The following is an 18,456-nucleotide window of genomic DNA, read 5'->3' as shown; positions in this document are numbered from 1 at the left end:
CAGATTTCAGCTTGAACAAATTCAAACTTCTAACTTAAGTCTATTTTTATATTTTAATCGCTTTCACCATCACTTTATCAATCTTCACGCCGTCCATATCGATAACTTCTAACTCAAATTTCTGCCAAATTAATTTCTCTCCTTGTTTTGGAATATGAGAGAGTTCGGTCATGATTAATCCGCTAACGGTTGTCACTTCATAATCATTGATTAACTCATCTAATTCAAAATATGTCAAGAAATCGTGTAGCGAATAATGTCCGTCAACTAACCACGATCCGTCTTCTCTTTCAATCAACTGAAAATCATCTTTATAAAAATCAGAAGCATCACCAACAAGTGCTTCCAGAATGTCATTCAGTGTAATAATTCCTTGAAAAACTCCATATTCATCAGAGACAAAAGCATAATGAATTCCTGATTTTTTAAAATTTTCTAAAGCGACATAAGCCGTAGTTTGCTCCATCATGAAAGGAGCTTCGGTCATGATATCCGCCAAATTGAAATTTTCATTTTCAAAATGGGCAAAAATATTTTTTAGGTTTACAACCCCAACAATATCATCATAATTTTCACTGTAAACCGGATAAATAGAATGTAGTTCCTTGAGCATAAACTCCCTAACCTGTTCTTTATCAGAGTGCAAAGGTAAAAAAACCACTGATTTTCTGTGAGTCATTAAAGAGTTTATTTTTCTATCGCCAATATGAAAAACGCGCTCTACAATATCTTGTTCTATTTCCTGAACTTCACCACCTTCAGTTCCTTCTTTGATAATCGCTTTTATTTCTTCTTCGGTTACTTTACCGTCAGCGGTGGGTTTTATCTGTAAAATATCCAGTAAAAAATCAGTAGAATGCGTTAACAACCAAATAAATGGCGCCGTAACAATTGAAACTATTTTCATCGGAAGAGCCACTGCTTTTGCAATAGCCTCCGGATGATTTAGTCCAATTCTTTTTGGTAACAATTCACCTAAAACAAGAGAGAAAAAAGTCAAAGTAACAACTACTACACCTACAGCAACAGGATGCGCGTAAGGTACCAAAGCTTCAAATCCTTTTATAAAAGTTTCAACATCTTTCGTTATTTTGTCTCCACTATAAATACCGGTAAGAATTCCTATCAAGGTAATTCCTATTTGCACGGTTGATAAAAACTTATTAGGAGAATTTGCCAAATCTAAAGCGATTTTCGCACTTTTGTTTCCTTTTTTAGCTGCGGTTTCCAGTCTATTTTTTCGTGCTGAAATTAATGCGATTTCCGACATCGAGAAAACACCATTTAGCAGTATTAGAAAAAATATTATTAATATTTCCAATTTTTTTAATTGATTCGTTTATATCTTAAAATGTGATTCCTAAATTTTTGAAATCGGTTTTTTGTATGCGTAATAGTATAGCGTAGATGGCAGTGAAAAGCCCGGAGATAAAAAAACTAATTTTTCTTGTCAAAAAAGAGCGACCAAAGGAAGCTCCTTTTATGACTTAGAAAAATATTTTTTTTATCGAGGACTTGTAACGTACAGCTGGAATTGCTGCTATAAATTATCAATCACGTTACTTACTCTTTCCGTAATTTCAGCGATGGAACCAATTCCATTTACGGAATGAAATTTTCCTTGCTCCTCGTAATAATTCATCAAAGGCGCTGTTTTTTCGTTGTATTCCTGGTAGCGATTTCTGATTTTTTCTTCATCTTGATCGTCAATTCTACCGCTTGTTTTTCCTCTTTCTAACAATCGTTGCACTAAAATCTCATCATCGGCTTCAAGCGCAATTGTTGCAGCAACAGTCGAACCAATTGAAGTAAGAAATGCGTCTAAAGCTTCGGCTTGCGAGATTGTTCTTGGATATCCGTCAAACAAAATACCGTTTGTGTCCGGATGATTATTAACCTCATCAATCAACATTTTTGTAGTCAATTCATCCGGCACTAAATCTCCGGCATCCATATATACTCTTGCTTGTTTGCCTAATTCTGTGTCGTTTTTTAAATTAAAACGGAACACATCACCGGTCGAAATATGCGTTAATTTATATTTTTCTTTCAAAAACTCTGCCTGAGTTCCTTTACCAGCTCCTGGTTTTCCAAATAAAACAATGTTAGTCATGTTGATATGTAGTTATTCTTTTAGTTTATATACTTCGGGTAAATTTCTTCCTAATCCATTGTAATCTAAGCCAAAACCAACAATAAATTTGTTTGGAATTCGGATTCCAATGTAATCTATTTTGATATCTTTTGTATACGCTTCAGGTTTGAAAAAAAGCGTCGCTATCTTAAAATGCTTTACGTTTTGTTGTTTGAACAACTCTTTCAATTCCACCAAAGTATTTCCGGTATCTACAATATCCTCAATTATAACGACAGTGCGTCCCGTTAAATCCTGGTTCAATCCTATTAGCTGCTTCACTTGGTTTGTTGAAGAAGTTCCCTCGTACGAAGCCATTTTGATGAAAGACACTTCACACGGTTTTTTGTAAAGCTTCATAAAATCAGAAACTACCATAAAAGCACCGTTCAAAACACCTACAAATACTGGTATTTCATCAGCAAAATCATCTTCGATCTGCGCTACCATTTTTGTCAAGGCAAATTCTATTTCTTTGGCAGAAATAAACGGAACAAATTGTTTATCGTGAAGTTGTATCATTATTTTCGTATTTAAAATAATGCGCAAAGATACAGAATTCGGATTTGTGAATTGAGAAATGAACATTAATTTGTATTTTTAAGTAAATTTCATAAAAAAGCATCTTAAAATGTATTGAAAATAATAAAGGAAGGAGCAGAAATTCCGAAGAAAATAAAATAGCATTTTCCAATTCAATCATTATAAAGTATCTTTGCGTAAACATACAACTACACCATGAATTATTTTTCTTCTGATTTTAAATTGGGGATTCTCGGCGGCGGACAACTGGGCAAAATGCTGTTGTTTGACACCCGAAAATTTGATATTCAAACATATGTTCTGGATCCAAGCGATGAAGCGCCCTGCAAAATAGCCTGTGACCAATTCTTCAAAGGGGATTTAATGGACTTTGAAACGGTTTACAATTTTGGTAAAAAAGTAGACGTTTTGACTTTCGAAATTGAGCTGGTCAATCTGGAAGCTTTGGTAAAACTCGAAGAAGAAGGATTAAAAGTATACCCTTCGCCAAAAACGTTGAAACTGATTCAAAACAAAGGAATTCAGAAAGATTTCTACATCCAACATGCCATCCCAACAGCAAATTATAAACGTTTTAATAATATAAAAAGTCTTATTGTTGACATTCTAGATTCAAAAACAAAACTGCCGTTTGTATGGAAATGCACGGAATTTGGTTATGATGGAAATGGCGTAAAAGTGATTCGACATATTTCAGATTTGGATAATTTAGCCAATGTACAATGCATTGCCGAAGAAATAGTTCCGTTCAAAAATGAGTTGGCCGTTATCGTTTGTCGCAATCCATCTGGCGAAATAAAAACATATCCTGTCGTGGAAATGGAATTTCATCCTGAAGCCAACCAAGTAGAATACGTAATTTGTCCCGCTCGAATAGACAATAAAGTTGCCGAAAAAGCCAGAGCAATCGCACTAAATGTTTCCGAAAAATTCAATCACGTGGGATTATTGGCTGTAGAAATGTTTCAAACTGAAGATGATGAAATCCTTGTAAACGAAGTGGCTCCACGCCCGCACAATTCCGGTCACTATTCTATTGAAGCCAGTTATACGTCCCAATTTGAAAATCATTTGCGTGCTATTCTTGATTTGCCTTTAGGAAATACGGACAGTAAAGTAGCTGGAATTATGGTAAATCTAGTAGGTGCCGAAGGTTTTTCCGGAAATGTAGTCTATGAAAATATAGAAAAAATATTAGGCTGGAATGGTGTTACACCTCACATTTACGGAAAGAAACAAACGCGCCCATTTAGAAAAATGGGACATGTAACGATCGTAAATGAAGATATCATCGAAGCACGAAGAATTGCTGAAGAGGTGAAGAATACGATAAGAGTAATAAGTTAATTGAAAGATTGAAAAAATTAAAGATTGAAAAATTCAGAACGCCAACTAAATTAAATTTCTCAAAAATCTTTAAATACTTAAATCTTTAAATCTTTAAATAAAATACAATGAAAGTAGCCGTAATAATGGGAAGCATCTCCGATATGCCAATCATGCAAGAAGCCATAGATATCCTAAAAGCGTTTGAAATAGAAATTGAAGTCGATATAGTTTCGGCACACAGAACGCCGGAAAAATTGTTTGATTTTAGTCAAAATGCTCATACTCGTGGCATTTCGGTAGTGATTGCTGGTGCTGGCGGTGCTGCACATTTACCTGGAATGGTCGCTTCAATGTCGCCGCTTCCCGTAATTGGCGTTCCCATAAAATCAAGCAATTCAATTGATGGTTGGGATAGTGTTTTATCCATTCTTCAAATGCCAGGCGGAGTTCCCGTTGCAACCGTTGCCTTAAACGGAGCAAAAAATGCAGGAATCCTTGCCGCTCAAATCATAGGAAGTCACAATAAAAGTATACTAGAGAAAGTAATTAAATACAAAACCGGACTTAAAGAAGCCGTTATTATCGCTTCTGAAAGTTTACAAAAATAGAAAAAGCTCCTTGATGGAGCTTTTTTCATTTATTTAAACCTTGAAACAGTTATGCAGCATCAACCACGATTTCAAGAACTCCTTCAAATTCTGATGCAATGATATCGTCCTTGCTCAACCAATATTCAGAAGTCATAATCGTATAATTCATATTATCCGTAGTCTTAACATCCCATAATATATCTTCCGCTTCTAAGAAAGGCGCGTTTTGAGTCATTTGGCTGTCAAATAATCTTTTGATCAAATTACTTCCTGACAATCCGTTGTTTAATAATTTTAAAATATTTTCTTTAGTTAATTCGTTTTCATTTTCACCCTCTGCTGGCGCCAAACTACATTCTATAATCGTCGCTTTTGCATTAGGAAAAGTACCGTTATAGGCTTTAAAAAGCAATTGATTAATATGAAACAAAGTCGAATGCAATCCTATTTCCGGATATTCTTCACATACTTTATCCAAAAACATATCATTTGAAATTTGTTGAATTTGACCTTCATTCAAATCTTCTGACAATTTATATTCCAGAACAATTGCAGCAGCCTCTCTGGCTTCAAAATCAGAAATTGCCATAAACAACAATTCTCTCAAACTCGCAGGTTCCGCCTCAGCTGCATCCGGGTAATCAAACTTTTCCAAGAGTTTTATATAATCCTCATTTGTCCAATATTCTTCAACCTCATCAACAGTATTCGCTCTATTTATTGTAATTTGATAATTCATCTTTTCTTTTAGTTTATTATATTTTTTTTGATTCGTCTTTTATAAAACCAATCATTTTTTTACAATCTAAGGCTTTATTACCGCCAAACGAAATAAATAACATTTAAATAACACTATTGCTTCCGCTATTTTAGTCCAAATCAATTGCTTGGACAACCCCATTTTTTTTATTAAATCCGTACCTTTGATATCTTTAAACATGGAATTATTTTATCAAAAATACAAATGAGCATCTTAACCCACCATTTCAATACAAAATACAATACAGCACCTTTTTCGAAAATTAAAAACGAAGATTTTCTTCCAGCTTTCCAGAGAGGAATCGAATTGGCAAAAGCCGAAATCGATGCAATTGTACGAAATCCAATAAAACCTACTTTCGAAAATACGATTGAAGCTTTAGCATTCAGTGGAGATGTTTTGGATAGAATTTCAAGCATTTTTTTCAACTTGAATTCTGCAGAAACTAATGATGAAATTCAGAAAATAGCCCAGGAAGTTTCGCCTTTACTTTCTGAATTCGGAAACGATGTACGCCTTAATCCTGATTTATTCGCTAGAGTAAAAACGGTCTATGAGCAACGAGGAAAACTGAATCTTAATCCAGAGCAAACCACGCTTTTGGACAAAAAATACAAAAGCTTTTCCAGAAACGGAGCCAATTTATCGGAAGACAAAAAGAATCAACTACGGGAAATCGACAAAGAATTATCGAAATTGAGTTTGCAGTTTGGCGAAAATGTTTTGGCCGAGACCCAAGCCTATGAATTGCATATTACAAATGAATCCGATTTAGCTGGTTTACCCGAAGGAACCATAGAAGCCGCTCATTCTTTAGCTAAAAGCCTAGAAAAAGAAGGCTGGATTTTCACATTAGACTATCCTAGTTATGTTCCGTTTGTGACGTATGCTGATAATCGCGAATTACGCAAGAAAATGGCGATTGCTTTTGGCGCCAAAGGTTTTCAAAACAATGAATTTGACAACCAAGAAATCGTTCTAAAAATTGCAAAATTACGTTTTGACAGAGCGCAAGTTTTAGGTTACGCTACCCATGCTCATTTTGTGCTTGAAGAACGCATGGCCGAAAGCCCGGAGAAAGTAAAAACATTTTCGAATGATTTATTAGACAAAGCTAAACCGGCCGCTTTGAAAGAATTTGCACAACTGACTGCTTTCGCAAAAGAGCAACACGGAATTGACCAATTAGAGAAATGGGATGGTGCTTACTATTCCGAAAAATTGAAGCAGCAATTATTCAATTTAGATGATGAAATATTAAAACCGTATTTTCAATTAGAGAAAGTTCTGAACGGTGCTTTTGCAGTAGCGCAAAAATTATTCGGAATCACCTTCGAAGAAATTTTTGAAGTGGACAAATACCACGAAGAAGTAAAAACATACGCCGTAAAAGATGAAGATGACCAACTTGTTGCTGTTTTTTATGCTGATTTCTTTCCAAGAAAAGGCAAACGCAACGGTGCTTGGATGACGTCTTTTAAATCACAATACATCAAAAAAGGAAGTAATGAAAGACCGCATATTTCCATTGTGTGCAATTTTACGAAACCTACCGAGACCAAACCATCACTGTTAACTTTCAACGAAGTGACAACTTTGTTTCATGAATTTGGTCACGCCTTACATGGGATGTTAGCCAACACCACATATCCAAGTTTATCAGGAACTTCAGTATATTGGGACTTTGTGGAATTACCAAGCCAGATTTTAGAAAATTGGTGCTACGAACCGGAAGCATTGGCTTTGTTCGCTTATCATTATGAAACCGGGGAAATGATTCCGATGGAATTAGTGCATAAAATTAAAGAAAGCGCGAGTTTCCAAGAAGGAATGGCAACGATGCGCCAATTGAGTTTTGGATTATTAGATATGGGTTGGCATGCGCAAGATCCTTCCAATATCAAAGACATCAAAACTTTTGAAACCGAACAATTTGCAGCCACGCAATTATATCCTGATGTAAAGGAGAATGCAATGAGCACTTCGTTTTCACACATATTTCAAGGCGGTTATTCATCTGGATATTACAGCTACAAATGGGCCGAAGTGCTGGATGCAGATGCTTTTGAATATTTTCAGGAAAAAGGCATTTTCAATAAAGAAGTTGCAACCAAATTCAAAGAAAATGTGCTCTCTAAAGGTGGAACAGAACATCCAATGATTTTGTACAAACGTTTTAGAGGACAGGAACCAAAGCCAGAAGCTTTGTTACGAAGAGCAGGATTAGTTTAGAAACATAATTTTTGAAAACCCGAAGTAACAGACTTCGGGTTTTTTAATAGCATGACAACACACCCAAAAATTAAAACCAACAAAAGATGAGTTTTTTAAAAGCCGAATGGAACAATTTAGCAATGATTAATTATGTGGTCAATCCCGAAATTCTGCAAAGGTATGTTCCTGCAGGAACGGAAATAGATTTCTGGAACGGCAAATGTTATGTTAGTTTTATTGGATTCCTATTTGAAAATGTTCGCGTTTTGGGAATAAAAATACCATTTCATTCTGATTTTGAAGAGGTCAATCTTCGGTTTTACGTGAGACGATTTGAAAACGGAGTGTGGAAAAGAGGCGCGGTTTTCATCAGCGAAATTGTTCCGAAATATGCCATTTCGTTTGTTGCAAATACATTTTACAATGAGCATTACCGAACCTTGCCAATGAAACATACGTTGAAAGTAAATGAAAACTCCAGAGAATTTATATACCAATGGAAGGTAAATAATAATTGGAATAGTATTAATATAGAAACCGGTAGAAACCCTGTTGCAATTGAACCCGATTCTGAAGCTGAGTTTATCACGGAGCATTATTTTGGTTATACCAAAATCAATGAAAACGAAACTTTTGAATACCAAGTCACCCATCCGAGATGGCAACAATATGAAGTAACAAAAAACGAATCTGTTATTGATTTTGAAGGAGTTTACGGACAGGAATTTGCTTTTATTAAAGACTTAAAAGCCACTTCTGTATTTCTGGCCGTTGGCTCGAAAATTACAATTGAAGATAAACGAAAAATAAAACTTTAATGACCAGAATAAAAATTCGGACCAAAATAAATGCACCCATTCAAACTGTTTTTGACATTTCCAGAGATATTGACGTTCATCAAAAATCTGCCAGTCCCACAAAAGAAACCGCTATTGACGGAGTCACTTCAGGACTGATCAATTACAACGAAACGGTAACCTGGCGCGGGAAACATTTTGGTTTTTATCTAACACACAAAAGTCGAATAACCGCGATGAATCTCTACGATTATTTTGTAGATGAAATGGAGGAAGGAAAATTCAAATCTTTTCGGCATGAACATATTTTTTACGAAAAAAATGGATTAACCGTTATGAAAGACAAAATACATTACGAAGTACCCTATGGTTTTTTTGGAGAATTATTTGATTTCTTGTTTTTGAAAAATCACATGATTAATTTTATTCTCGAAAGAAATAAAACACTGAAAGCTTTATCAGAAAATGAGAAGCAATAACCACCAAAAAATCGGCACACTCTCTACCCAAAAAGAAGTGTAATATTTTGTCCGTTTTTCATTAGCAAAAAGGATAAAACACGAAATGACAATCACTAAAATCAAGTTGATTATTAACTGATTTTTATCCAAAACACTTTTGAAAAACTCCAGAAAATAAAATGGAATCAAAAGTAAAATCCCTAATATTTTGGTACGGTTTACTCCTATTTGCTGCGGAACGGTTTTAAGATGCGGATCATCATTTGCCAAATCAATGATTTCAAAAATAAGGACCAATACAAAAATCAATACAAAGCGTTGCATACATTTTAGATAGAAATCCAGGTTTATTGATATGCCCGCATCTAAAATTGGCAATCCCAACGTCACACCGACCCAACACAACGCCACGATATAAATTTTGACACCAGCCCAATTCCTTGCATTTTTTTTATTTGGAAAAAAGGGAAGTGTGTATAATAAGGTAATGCTCAAAAAAATCACTGCCGTTATTTGTGTTACGCGTTCCAACTGAAAAAAATAAAAGCCAACCAAAATAAACGAACAAAAACTGAATAAAATAATTACTTTAAGTTCCTTCCGCATTTGTATTTTTTTGGCTCGAGCCAAAGCATCGTATTTCACAAAATTATAGCCGACAATCGTTCCGAAAAAAGCAAACTGAGCAACTGCATCGCCTTCCGGAATGTGGAACATGTGTTGCGTCATTCTGACCAAGGCATAACACGAAAAAGCCACGTGAATACTACTATTTATATAAAAATTGAATATTTGTTTAAAAAACCTCATTAGACAAAATTAATCAAAGTGTTAACAACAACGGCTTTTAGTTGAAAAATTCACAGAAAATCAAGTTAAAAAAGGCAATTAATAGCATATTAATATTTAATTTTACAGCCTTTAAAACAAGAAACACACAACCCATTTTATATACAATGAAAACAGACGCTTTTGCATTAAGACACATTGGCCCAAGAGAAAATGATCTAGAACACATGTTGAAGACGATTGGGGCAGGAACACTGGAACAATTGATTCAAGAAACGATTCCAAGTGATATTCGTTTAAAATCTGATTTAGATTTAGAACCTGCAATGACCGAATATGAGTTTGCAAATCACATTCAGAAATTAGGGAATAAAAATAAAGTTTTTCAATCCTACATTGGTTTAGGTTACAATGCCGCCATTATTCCTGCGGTTATCCAAAGAAATGTTTTTGAAAACCCAGGCTGGTACACTGCTTACACACCTTATCAAGCCGAAATCGCGCAAGGTCGTCTGGAAGCAATTCTGAATTTCCAAACCATGGTTATCGAATTGACCGGAATGGAAATCGCTAATGCTTCGTTATTGGATGAAGGAACTGCCGCTGCAGAAGCAATGGCATTACTTTTTGACGTTCGTTCTCGTGATCAAAAGAAAGCCAACGTTTGTAAATTCTTTGTTTCAGAAGAAATATTACCTCAAACTTTATCCGTTTTACAGACACGTTCTACGCCAATCGGAGTTGAATTAGTAGTTGGAAATCATGAAACATTCGATTTTTCTTCGGAATATTATGGCGCAATTCTACAATATCCAGGGAAATTTGGACAAGTTCATGATTATGCCGCTTTTATAGCGAAAGCTGCTGAAAACGAAATAAAAGTAGCAGTTGCCGCCGATATTTTAAGTTTAGTAAAATTGACTCCTCCAGGAGAAATGGGCGCAGCAGTTGTACTGGGAACTACACAGCGTTTCGGAATTCCGTTGGGTTACGGCGGACCGCATGCCGCTTATTTTGCTACAAAAGAAGAATACAAAAGAAGTATGCCGGGAAGAATCATAGGCGTAACTGTTGATACTGATGGGAATCGGGCTTTGCGAATGGCGTTACAAACCCGCGAACAACACATTAAACGTGATAAGGCAACATCAAATATTTGTACGGCGCAGGTTTTATTGTCTGTTATGGCAGGAATGTATTCCGTATATCATGGTCCAAAAGGATTGCAATACATCGCAGATAAAGTACATGCATCTGCAGCTACATTAGCAAATACATTAGAAAAATTAGGCTATCAGCAAACCAATACTGCTTTCTTTGATACGATCGTTATAAAGGCTGATGCCAAAAAAGTAAAATTGATTGCTGAAGAAAACGAACTTAATTTCTATTATATCGATGACAACACGATTTCAATTTCATTAAATGAAACGACGAGTATTGCTGATTTAAATAAAATTGTTGGTGTTTTCGCTTCTGCAAATGGTACTCCGGTAAACACCATTGAAAGTTTATCCGAAACCAATCATTTTCCTGAAAATATAAATAGAACATCAACGTTTCTGCAACATGATGTTTTCAACAAATATCATTCAGAAACAGCTTTGATGCGTTACATCAAAATGCTGGAAAGAAAAGATTTAGCATTGAATCACTCGATGATTTCACTTGGTTCTTGTACCATGAAACTGAATGCTGCTTCAGAAATGTTGCCATTGAGTATGGCACAATGGAACAACATTCACCCATTCGCACCGCTGGATCAAGCACAAGGATACCAAGAAATGTTGACTAAATTAGAACAGCAGTTAAATGTGATTACTGGTTTTGCTGGAACAACATTGCAACCTAATTCAGGAGCACAAGGAGAATATGCGGGCTTAATGGTAATTCGTGCGTACCACCAATCCAGAGGAGATCACCACAGAAATATTGCTTTAATTCCATCATCTGCTCACGGAACAAATCCGGCTTCAGCAGCGATGGCAGGAATGAAAGTTGTGGTTACGAAAACATTGGAAAATGGAAATATAGACGTGGAAGATTTACGTGAAAAAGCACTTTTGCACAAGGACAATCTTTCTTGTTTGATGGTTACATATCCATCAACTCATGGTGTTTTTGAAAGTGCAATTAAAGAAATTACACAATTGATTCACGATAACGGTGGACAAGTTTACATGGATGGTGCAAATATGAATGCCCAAGTTGGATTAACAAATCCTGCAACAATTGGCGCTGACGTTTGTCACTTGAACTTACATAAAACATTCGCTATTCCTCACGGAGGTGGTGGACCTGGTGTAGGACCTATTTGTGTTGCACCACAATTAGTGCCTTTTTTACCCACTAATCCAATAATTCCAACAGGTGGAGAAAATGCTATTACGGCAATTTCTGCAGCGCCATGGGGTTCCGCGTTGGTTTGTTTAATATCATACGGATATATTTGTATGCTTGGTGCTGAAGGATTGAAACAATCTACTGAATATGCAATTTTAAACGCAAACTATATTAAAGAGAAATTAAACGGTCATTATGATACGTTGTATTCCGGAGAAATGGGTCGTGCAGCACACGAAATGATTTTAGAATGTCGCCCTTTCAAACAGAAAGGAATTGAAGTGACAGATATCGCTAAACGTTTGATGGATTATGGGTTCCATGCTCCAACAGTTTCATTCCCTGTTGCCGGAACTTTAATGATTGAGCCAACCGAAAGTGAAAATCTTGAAGAGTTAGACCGTTTTTGCGATGCTATGATTGCGATCCGAAAAGAAATTGAAGCCGCTACTTTAGAAAACCCAAATAATGTATTAAAAAATGCGCCACATACTCTAATGATGATTACTACTGATAACTGGAATTTCCCATACACTCGTGAAGCAGCAGCGTTTCCATTAGATTATATTGCCGAAAATAAATTCTGGCCGACCGTCCGTAGAGCAGATGAAGCATACGGCGATAGAAATTTAGTTTGTTCTTGTGCACCGATTGAAGCATACATGGAAAGCTAATTTTACATATTTAAAAAAACAAAAATGCCTCGACAAATTCGAGGCTTTTTTTTTATAAGAATATTCTAAATTTAGTATTTATATCCTAAACCCGTTTTTATTGCTTGTGTCCCACCAAATTGATTGGAATTTGCTCCAACAGTTGTCTTGTCAGAAGTCATTAATATAAATGGACAACCTAAAATAGCAGCTGCCATTTTAAGCTTTTTTTCTGCTTTTTTGTCACCAGTATTACCTGTTTGCAAGTTGATCATTCCTGTTTTACCTCTAACCTCACCTACTTTTTTCAAACCGGAAATATATGATTTCTCTTCAAGGATAACTACTTTTTCCCAATCAGCTTCTCCTGCAAGAACGATTTTTTCAGTAACATCTTCAACTCTACCACTTTTACCATAAACAATTTTTTCAATTGCATATTTCCCTATAGAGTTTTCAGCATCCTCACCATCGTATTTAAAAACAACAGTATACTCATCAACACGCATAACTTTCCCGTTTACAACCTCTCCGCTATGTTTTGAAATTACATCGGTTTGAGCTGCTACACATGTTGTAGCCAAAATCACAGAAAATAATAAAATAATTTTTTTCATTTTTTTTTAAATTAGGTTTTTTGTATTTCTCAAAAATATAAAAAACTTACAAAAAATAACTATACTTTAAGTAAAGAAATTAAATTCTTACCAAAGTTATAATAATAACACACAATCTTAAACTATAAATCAGCTACAAATGAAATCAATCTTTGAAAAGCTATTAAACAGCTTCCATAACAACTGCATTTTCACTTACGAGATTAAAGAAATAAAAATCACATCAAATCTTTCAATTTGTAATAAAATAATCAATATTTTTGCCAATAAATTATTATTTCACAATTATATGCATGCATAGTAAATTTTGTGAGTGTAATAATTTATTAATGATTAAATTAGCATCAAATTTGGAAAATTAACGCAATGAAAATAAAAATAGCTGGAATAGGAAGTTATATTCCTGAGAAAAAAGTAAGTAATACTGACTTTGGCGAACATGTTTTTTTGAATGAAGATGGAACCGCCTTTGGTTATCCTAATGAGGTAGTGATTAGAAAATTTAAGGGTATCACTGGAATTGAACATAGGCGATATGCTGAAGACCATTTAAATTCATCTGATTTGGCTTTCTTTGCTTCTCAAAAAGCCATAGAAAATGCTGGTATTGATCCCGAAACTATAGACTACATTATATTTGCACACAACTTTGGCGATGTAAAACACGGAGCAATTCAATCGGATATGCTTCCGAGTTTCGCAGCTCGCGTCAAAAATAAATTACAGATCAAAAATCCAAAATGTGTCGCTTACGACATTCTTTTTGGTTGTCCTGGTTGGATTGAAGGTGTACTTCAAGCCAATGCGTTCATCAAATCAGGAATGGCGAAACGCTGTTTGGTTATTGGTTCCGAAACGCTATCTAGAGTGGTAGATGCGCATGACAGAGATTCTATGATCTATTCTGATGGAGCTGGAGCTTCTATTATTGAGGCTTCCGATGATGAAACTGGAATGCTGTCTTATGAAAGTGCAACGTATGCTAACGACGAAGCTAATTATTTATATTTTGGAAATTCATACAATCCGGATTTAGACCCAGACACCCGTTACATCAAAATGTACGGACGTAAAATTTATGAATTTGCATTAAACAATGTTCCTACAGCAATGAAAAGTTGCTTAGACAAAAGCGGACTTGGAATTGACGATGTAAAAAAGATTCTCATTCATCAAGCCAACGAGAAGATGGATGAAGCAATAATTCAACGTTTTTACAAATTATACGACAGGCCTGTTCCTAAAGACATTATGCCTATGAGCATCCACGAGCTGGGAAACAGCAGTGTTGCAACAGTTCCTACGCTTTTTGATTTGCTAATTCGTGGTGAAATCGAAAACCAAGAAATCCATAAAGGCGATGTTATGATTTTTGCTTCTGTAGGAGCTGGAATGAACATCAACGCCTTTGTTTATCGATATTAATCCATTCAGGAATATGGCATTCAGGAGCTGATCCGGCTGTACACTAAAATTCCTCACTACAAAACTTGTTTTTCTAAGGTGCAAGAAAGCTTCTTTCAGTCGCTTTATGCACCTTGAAAAACTACATTTTCAAGCTCCGGGATTTTCATTTCCATCCGGGCTAAAAAACAATGCCCAAAAACACATTTATTACTATATTTGTGCCTTCGTGCCCCAGCGGCAAAATCAAAAAAACATGTACGAAAAAACGTTTCCCAATAAAAGATTCAAACATACTTTAGAATTTCTAAAAAAACACGTCTCAGCATCAGAGACCATATTAGATTTAGGAGTTGAAAACCCTTTTTCTAAAATAATGAAATCCAAAGGGTTTTCAGTTACAAATACAACAGGAGAAGACTTAGACAAAGACCAATCAGTATTTTCAAATGAAAAACAGGAAGTGACAACCGCTTTCGAAATCTTTGAGCATTTACTAAATCCTTACACGATATTAAGTGAAATAAAATCAGATAAACTTATTATTTCCATTCCATTACGATTGTGGTTTTCACCTGCTTATCGCAGCAAAACAGACATGTGGGACAGACATTACCATGAATTTGAAGATTGGCAACTCGATTGGCTTTTAGAAAAAACAGGTTGGAAAATAATCGACAGAGAAAAATGGACCAATCCTGTAAAGAAATTTGGTATTCGACCATTACTGCGCAAATTCACGCCTAGATATTACATCGTTTACGCCGAAAAAATAAAATAATGAACTATTACATCGTCATTCCGGCGCATAACGAAGAAGCATTTATTGCTCTGACTTTAGATTCATTGATTTCGCAAACCGTTTTACCAAAAAAAGTTGTAGTTGTCAATGACAATTCTACGGATAAAACTGCCGAAATAGTAACAGCGTTCGCTAATAATAATACTTTTATTACTTTAGTAAATAAAACCTCTGAAGCGATACATTTGCCAGGAAGCAAAGTGATTCAGGCTTTCCATAAAGGTTTTGAAACACTAGACGAAAATTATGAAGTGATTGTAAAACTAGATGCCGACTTGATTTTACCCAACAATTATTTTGAAACTATATTAAACATTTTCGAAAAAGATCCTTCGATAGGAATGGCAGGCGGATTCGCTTACATCGAAAAAAATGGCGAATGGATTTTGGAAAATCTTACTGATAAAGACCATATTCGTGGTGCATTCAAAGCGTACAGAAAACAATGTTTCCAACAAATAGGAAATTTAAAACCTGCTATGGGTTGGGACACGGTTGATGAATTGCTATCAAAATTCTATGGTTGGAAAGTGGTTACTGATGCTTCATTAATTGTAAAACATTTGAAGCCAACCGGCGCAAACTACAACAAAACAGCCCGATACAAACAAGGAGAAGCATTTTATACTTTAGGTTACGGGTTCCTTATCACTTCTATCGCTTCTGCAAAACTGGCGATGATGAAGAAAAAACCGCTATTGTTTATAGATTACATTAAAGGATTCTGGAAAGCTAAAGCGGCCAAAACGCCTTTGTTGGTAACAGAAGAACAAGCAAAATTCATTCGGAAATATCGTTTGAAAAAAATGAAAGAAAAGCTTTTTTAGCCAACAAAATCAAAAAACAGCTAAATCAAAAGGGATAACTCCTAACATTTTTTGTAATTTAGCCCATATTCGCAAAACTTATGATGCTCATTCGCTATATAACGCAAATCGGAAGATACTTCCTAATGCTAAAAGAAATTTTCAACAAACAGACGAAATGGTCTGTAATGAAAAATCTGATTTTTAAAGAAATTGATGATCTAGTTATCGGTTCATTAGGTATTGTTGCCTTCATTTCCTTCTTCGTTGGAGGGGTTGTTGCCATTCAAACGGCTTTGAATTTAACTAATCCTTTAATTCCAAAATACCTTATTGGTTTTGCTACGCGACAATCCGTAGTATTAGAGTTTGCTCCTACTTTTATCTCTGTGATTATGGCGGGAAAAATGGGATCATTTATCACTTCAAGTATTGGAACAATGCGGGTTACGGAACAAATCGATGCCTTGGAAGTGATGGGAGTAAATTCGTTAAACTACCTTGTATTCCCTAAAATAATAGCCTTGTTATTGTACCCGTTTCTGATAGGAATCGCAATGTTCCTGGGAGTTCTAGGAGGTTGGATGGCTGGTGTTTATGGCGGATTTATCTCTAGCGCAGAGTTTATCAATGGAACACAAATGGATTTTATTCCGTTTCATATTGTTTATGCTTTTATCAAAACATTAATTTTCGCGATGCTATTAGCAACTATCCCTTCTTTTCATGGCTATTATATGAAAGGTGGCGCACTCGAAGTAGGTAAAGCCAGTACTGTATCCTTTGTTTGGACATCAGTTTCAATAATACTTTTCAATTATATATTAACGCAATTGTTATTAGGATCATGATAGAAGTAAAAAACATAGAAAAATCATTTAACGGAAATAAAATTCTTAAAGGTATTTCGACGATTTTTGAAACCGGAAAAACGAATTTGATCATTGGACAAAGTGGATCCGGAAAAACGGTCTTACTTAAAAGTCTTTTGGGTATTCATACTCCAGAATCCGGGACTATTTCATTTGATGGCCGAATTTACTCCGAATTAAATCCAGATGAAAAACGAGAATTAAGAACTGAAATCGGAATGGTTTTTCAAGGAAGTGCTTTGTTTGATTCCATGACTGTGGCTGAAAATATTGGATTTCCGTTACGAATGTTCACCAAAGACAATAACAAAAAAATTCAGGAGCGTGTAGACTTTGTTTTAAAAAGGGTTGATCTAACAGAAGCGCACAAAAAATTACCTTCGGAAATTTCTGGCGGAATGCAAAAACGGGTGGCGATTGCTCGCGCAATTGTAAACAATCCAAAATACTTATTTTGTGATGAACCAAACTCTGGTTTAGATCCAAATACGGCTATTTTGATTGATAATCTTATCAAAGAAATTACGGAAGAGTACAACATTACAACGGTTATAAATACCCATGACATGAACTCTGTGATGGAAATTGGAGAGAAAATTCTATTCCTGAAAGATGGTTTAAAGGCCTGGGAAGGAAACAAAGAAGAAATTTTCAGAACCGATAATGAGGCTGTTGTCGCCTTTGTTTATTCTTCTAATTTATTCAAAAAAGTTAGAGAAGCATATTTGAAAGAGTAAAACTAACTGGACTTCAATAACTCTACCTCAGCATTTGGATTAAAAAGATAAGTCTTTCCAGAACTCATTTCGAGACATTCAAAACGCTTGGTTCTTATCGCTATTTTTTTGAAAATCTTTCCGTTTTGGATTCGAAAAACACTGCCGTACGGAATTTCAAACACATAATTCTTATCATTTTGTTGGTCAAATTGTTTCAATGCCAAAGCCAAAGTAGCATCAGTATCGCTGCTTGCTGTTGGATTTTTGAAATGACTCGCTAATAAAGGCAACAAATGATTCGGGAAAATCTCTGGCCGAATGTAAGGAATCATCAACCGCTGAAAAGAATATTTCCACTCATTTCCATGAGGTTTAATGTTTCTTCCAAATTTTTCAAACGCAACCAAATGTGAAATTTCATGAATCAGCGTAATCAAAAACTTGTATTTATTGAGATTTGAATTGACCGTGATTTCATGCTTTCCGTTCAAGCCTTTTCGATAATCCCCATGACGCGTCTGACGCTCGTTCACAATCTTAAGGTGCACTTGATTGGCAACAATAAGTTCGAAAACGGGTTTTACCGCATGCTCTGGAATGTATCTGGCTAAGGTTTCGCTCAA

The 18,456-nt window shown here is 35.3% G+C and carries 18 protein-coding genes; 11 read left to right on the top strand and 7 right to left on the bottom strand.

The genetic code is table 11. The features are described 5' to 3' along the window. Positions 1-46: 46 nt before the first annotated feature. The 3 genes from AC0J6S_RS07315 to hpt all read right to left on the bottom strand — a co-directional run bounded on the left by AC0J6S_RS07315 (position 47) and on the right by hpt (position 2,656). Positions 47-1,321 carry a hemolysin family protein gene (locus tag AC0J6S_RS07315; protein ID WP_474956110.1) on the bottom strand — a complete coding sequence of 425 codons (1,275 nt, stop codon included), beginning with the start codon at positions 1,319-1,321 and terminating at the stop codon, positions 47-49. A 219-nt stretch (positions 1,322-1,540) separates the two neighbouring features. Next, a complete protein-coding gene (locus AC0J6S_RS07310; protein WP_474956109.1) occupies positions 1,541-2,113 on the bottom strand; it encodes an adenylate kinase in 573 nt (190 codons plus the stop codon). Positions 2,114-2,125: 12 nt separating this feature from the next. Next, positions 2,126-2,656 carry a hypoxanthine phosphoribosyltransferase gene (gene hpt / locus AC0J6S_RS07305; protein ID WP_474956108.1) on the bottom strand — a complete coding sequence of 177 codons (531 nt, stop codon included), beginning with the start codon at positions 2,654-2,656 and terminating at the stop codon, positions 2,126-2,128. A 216-nt stretch (positions 2,657-2,872) separates the two neighbouring features. On the opposite strand from hpt, the gene AC0J6S_RS07300 reads away from it, so the two are divergent. Both AC0J6S_RS07300 and purE read left to right on the top strand, forming a co-directional pair. Beyond that, complete coding sequence (locus AC0J6S_RS07300; protein ID WP_474956107.1) at positions 2,873-4,024, top strand: 5-(carboxyamino)imidazole ribonucleotide synthase; 1,152 nt, start codon at positions 2,873-2,875, stop codon at positions 4,022-4,024. A gap of 107 nt (positions 4,025-4,131) precedes the next feature. Further along, positions 4,132-4,614: a 5-(carboxyamino)imidazole ribonucleotide mutase gene (gene purE, locus AC0J6S_RS07295; RefSeq protein ID WP_165152598.1), complete on the top strand. Its 483-nt coding sequence runs from the start codon at positions 4,132-4,134 to the stop codon at positions 4,612-4,614. A 49-nt stretch (positions 4,615-4,663) separates the two neighbouring features. On the opposite strand, the gene AC0J6S_RS07290 is transcribed toward purE, so the two are convergent. After that, positions 4,664-5,335, bottom strand: coding sequence for a hypothetical protein (locus tag AC0J6S_RS07290; RefSeq protein WP_474956106.1), 672 nt, complete (start codon positions 5,333-5,335; stop codon positions 4,664-4,666). A gap of 225 nt (positions 5,336-5,560) precedes the next feature. Here AC0J6S_RS07290 and AC0J6S_RS07285 point away from each other — a divergent pair, with 225 nt between their 5' ends. The 3 genes from AC0J6S_RS07285 (at position 5,561) to AC0J6S_RS07275 (ending at position 8,846) form a co-directional block, all read left to right on the top strand. Further along, positions 5,561-7,588: a M3 family metallopeptidase gene (locus tag AC0J6S_RS07285; RefSeq protein WP_474956105.1), complete on the top strand. Its 2,028-nt coding sequence runs from the start codon at positions 5,561-5,563 to the stop codon at positions 7,586-7,588. 86 nt (positions 7,589-7,674) lie between these two features. Then, a complete protein-coding gene (locus AC0J6S_RS07280; protein ID WP_474956104.1) occupies positions 7,675-8,388 on the top strand; it encodes a YqjF family protein in 714 nt (237 codons plus the stop codon). Then, positions 8,388-8,846 carry an SRPBCC family protein gene (locus AC0J6S_RS07275; protein ID WP_474956103.1) on the top strand — a complete coding sequence of 153 codons (459 nt, stop codon included), beginning with the start codon at positions 8,388-8,390 and terminating at the stop codon, positions 8,844-8,846. The genes AC0J6S_RS07280 and AC0J6S_RS07275 overlap by 1 nt, the downstream gene beginning before the upstream one ends. On the opposite strand, the gene AC0J6S_RS07270 is transcribed toward AC0J6S_RS07275, so the two are convergent. Further along, entirely contained in the window at positions 8,826-9,638 is an 813-nt protein-coding gene (locus tag AC0J6S_RS07270) for a UbiA prenyltransferase family protein (protein WP_474956102.1), read from the bottom strand. The two genes, AC0J6S_RS07275 and AC0J6S_RS07270, sit on opposite strands and share 21 nt — an antisense overlap. A gap of 146 nt (positions 9,639-9,784) precedes the next feature. Here AC0J6S_RS07270 and gcvP point away from each other — a divergent pair, with 146 nt between their 5' ends. Beyond that, positions 9,785-12,634, top strand: a complete 2,850-nt coding sequence (gene gcvP, locus AC0J6S_RS07265) for an aminomethyl-transferring glycine dehydrogenase (protein WP_474956101.1) — start codon at positions 9,785-9,787, stop codon at positions 12,632-12,634. A 71-nt stretch (positions 12,635-12,705) separates the two neighbouring features. On the opposite strand, the gene AC0J6S_RS07260 is transcribed toward gcvP, so the two are convergent. Further along, positions 12,706-13,230: a hypothetical protein gene (locus AC0J6S_RS07260; RefSeq protein ID WP_474956100.1), complete on the bottom strand. Its 525-nt coding sequence runs from the start codon at positions 13,228-13,230 to the stop codon at positions 12,706-12,708. A 366-nt stretch (positions 13,231-13,596) separates the two neighbouring features. On the opposite strand from AC0J6S_RS07260, the gene AC0J6S_RS07255 reads away from it, so the two are divergent. The 5 genes from AC0J6S_RS07255 to AC0J6S_RS07235 all read left to right on the top strand — a co-directional run bounded on the left by AC0J6S_RS07255 (position 13,597) and on the right by AC0J6S_RS07235 (position 17,851). Then, positions 13,597-14,655 carry a 3-oxoacyl-ACP synthase III family protein gene (locus AC0J6S_RS07255; RefSeq protein ID WP_474956099.1) on the top strand — a complete coding sequence of 353 codons (1,059 nt, stop codon included), beginning with the start codon at positions 13,597-13,599 and terminating at the stop codon, positions 14,653-14,655. 235 nt (positions 14,656-14,890) lie between these two features. Further along, entirely contained in the window at positions 14,891-15,415 is a 525-nt protein-coding gene (locus AC0J6S_RS07250; RefSeq protein ID WP_474956098.1) for a methyltransferase, read from the top strand. Beyond that, on the top strand, positions 15,415-16,263 hold the full coding sequence (locus AC0J6S_RS07245; protein ID WP_474956097.1) for a glycosyltransferase family 2 protein: 849 nt from the start codon (positions 15,415-15,417) through the stop codon (positions 16,261-16,263). Before AC0J6S_RS07250 ends, AC0J6S_RS07245 begins: the two co-directional genes overlap by 1 nt. 80 nt (positions 16,264-16,343) lie before the next feature. Beyond that, positions 16,344-17,093: an MlaE family ABC transporter permease gene (locus AC0J6S_RS07240; protein ID WP_114753139.1), complete on the top strand. Its 750-nt coding sequence runs from the start codon at positions 16,344-16,346 to the stop codon at positions 17,091-17,093. Continuing rightward, positions 17,090-17,851, top strand: coding sequence for an ABC transporter ATP-binding protein (locus AC0J6S_RS07235; protein WP_474956096.1), 762 nt, complete (start codon positions 17,090-17,092; stop codon positions 17,849-17,851). The genes AC0J6S_RS07240 and AC0J6S_RS07235 overlap by 4 nt, the downstream gene beginning before the upstream one ends. A 2-nt stretch (positions 17,852-17,853) precedes the next feature. Here AC0J6S_RS07235 and AC0J6S_RS07230 read toward each other — a convergent pair whose 3' ends face one another. Continuing rightward, positions 17,854-18,456 (bottom strand): SprT-like domain-containing protein, encoded by a 603-nt coding sequence (locus AC0J6S_RS07230; protein WP_474956095.1) that lies wholly within the window; start codon positions 18,454-18,456, stop codon positions 17,854-17,856.

This window comes from Flavobacterium sp. TS_SC_5 (assembly GCF_056156265.1).
The sequence above is the reverse complement of the archived record's forward strand: the minus strand, read 5'-3'. Positions and strand labels throughout refer to the sequence as shown.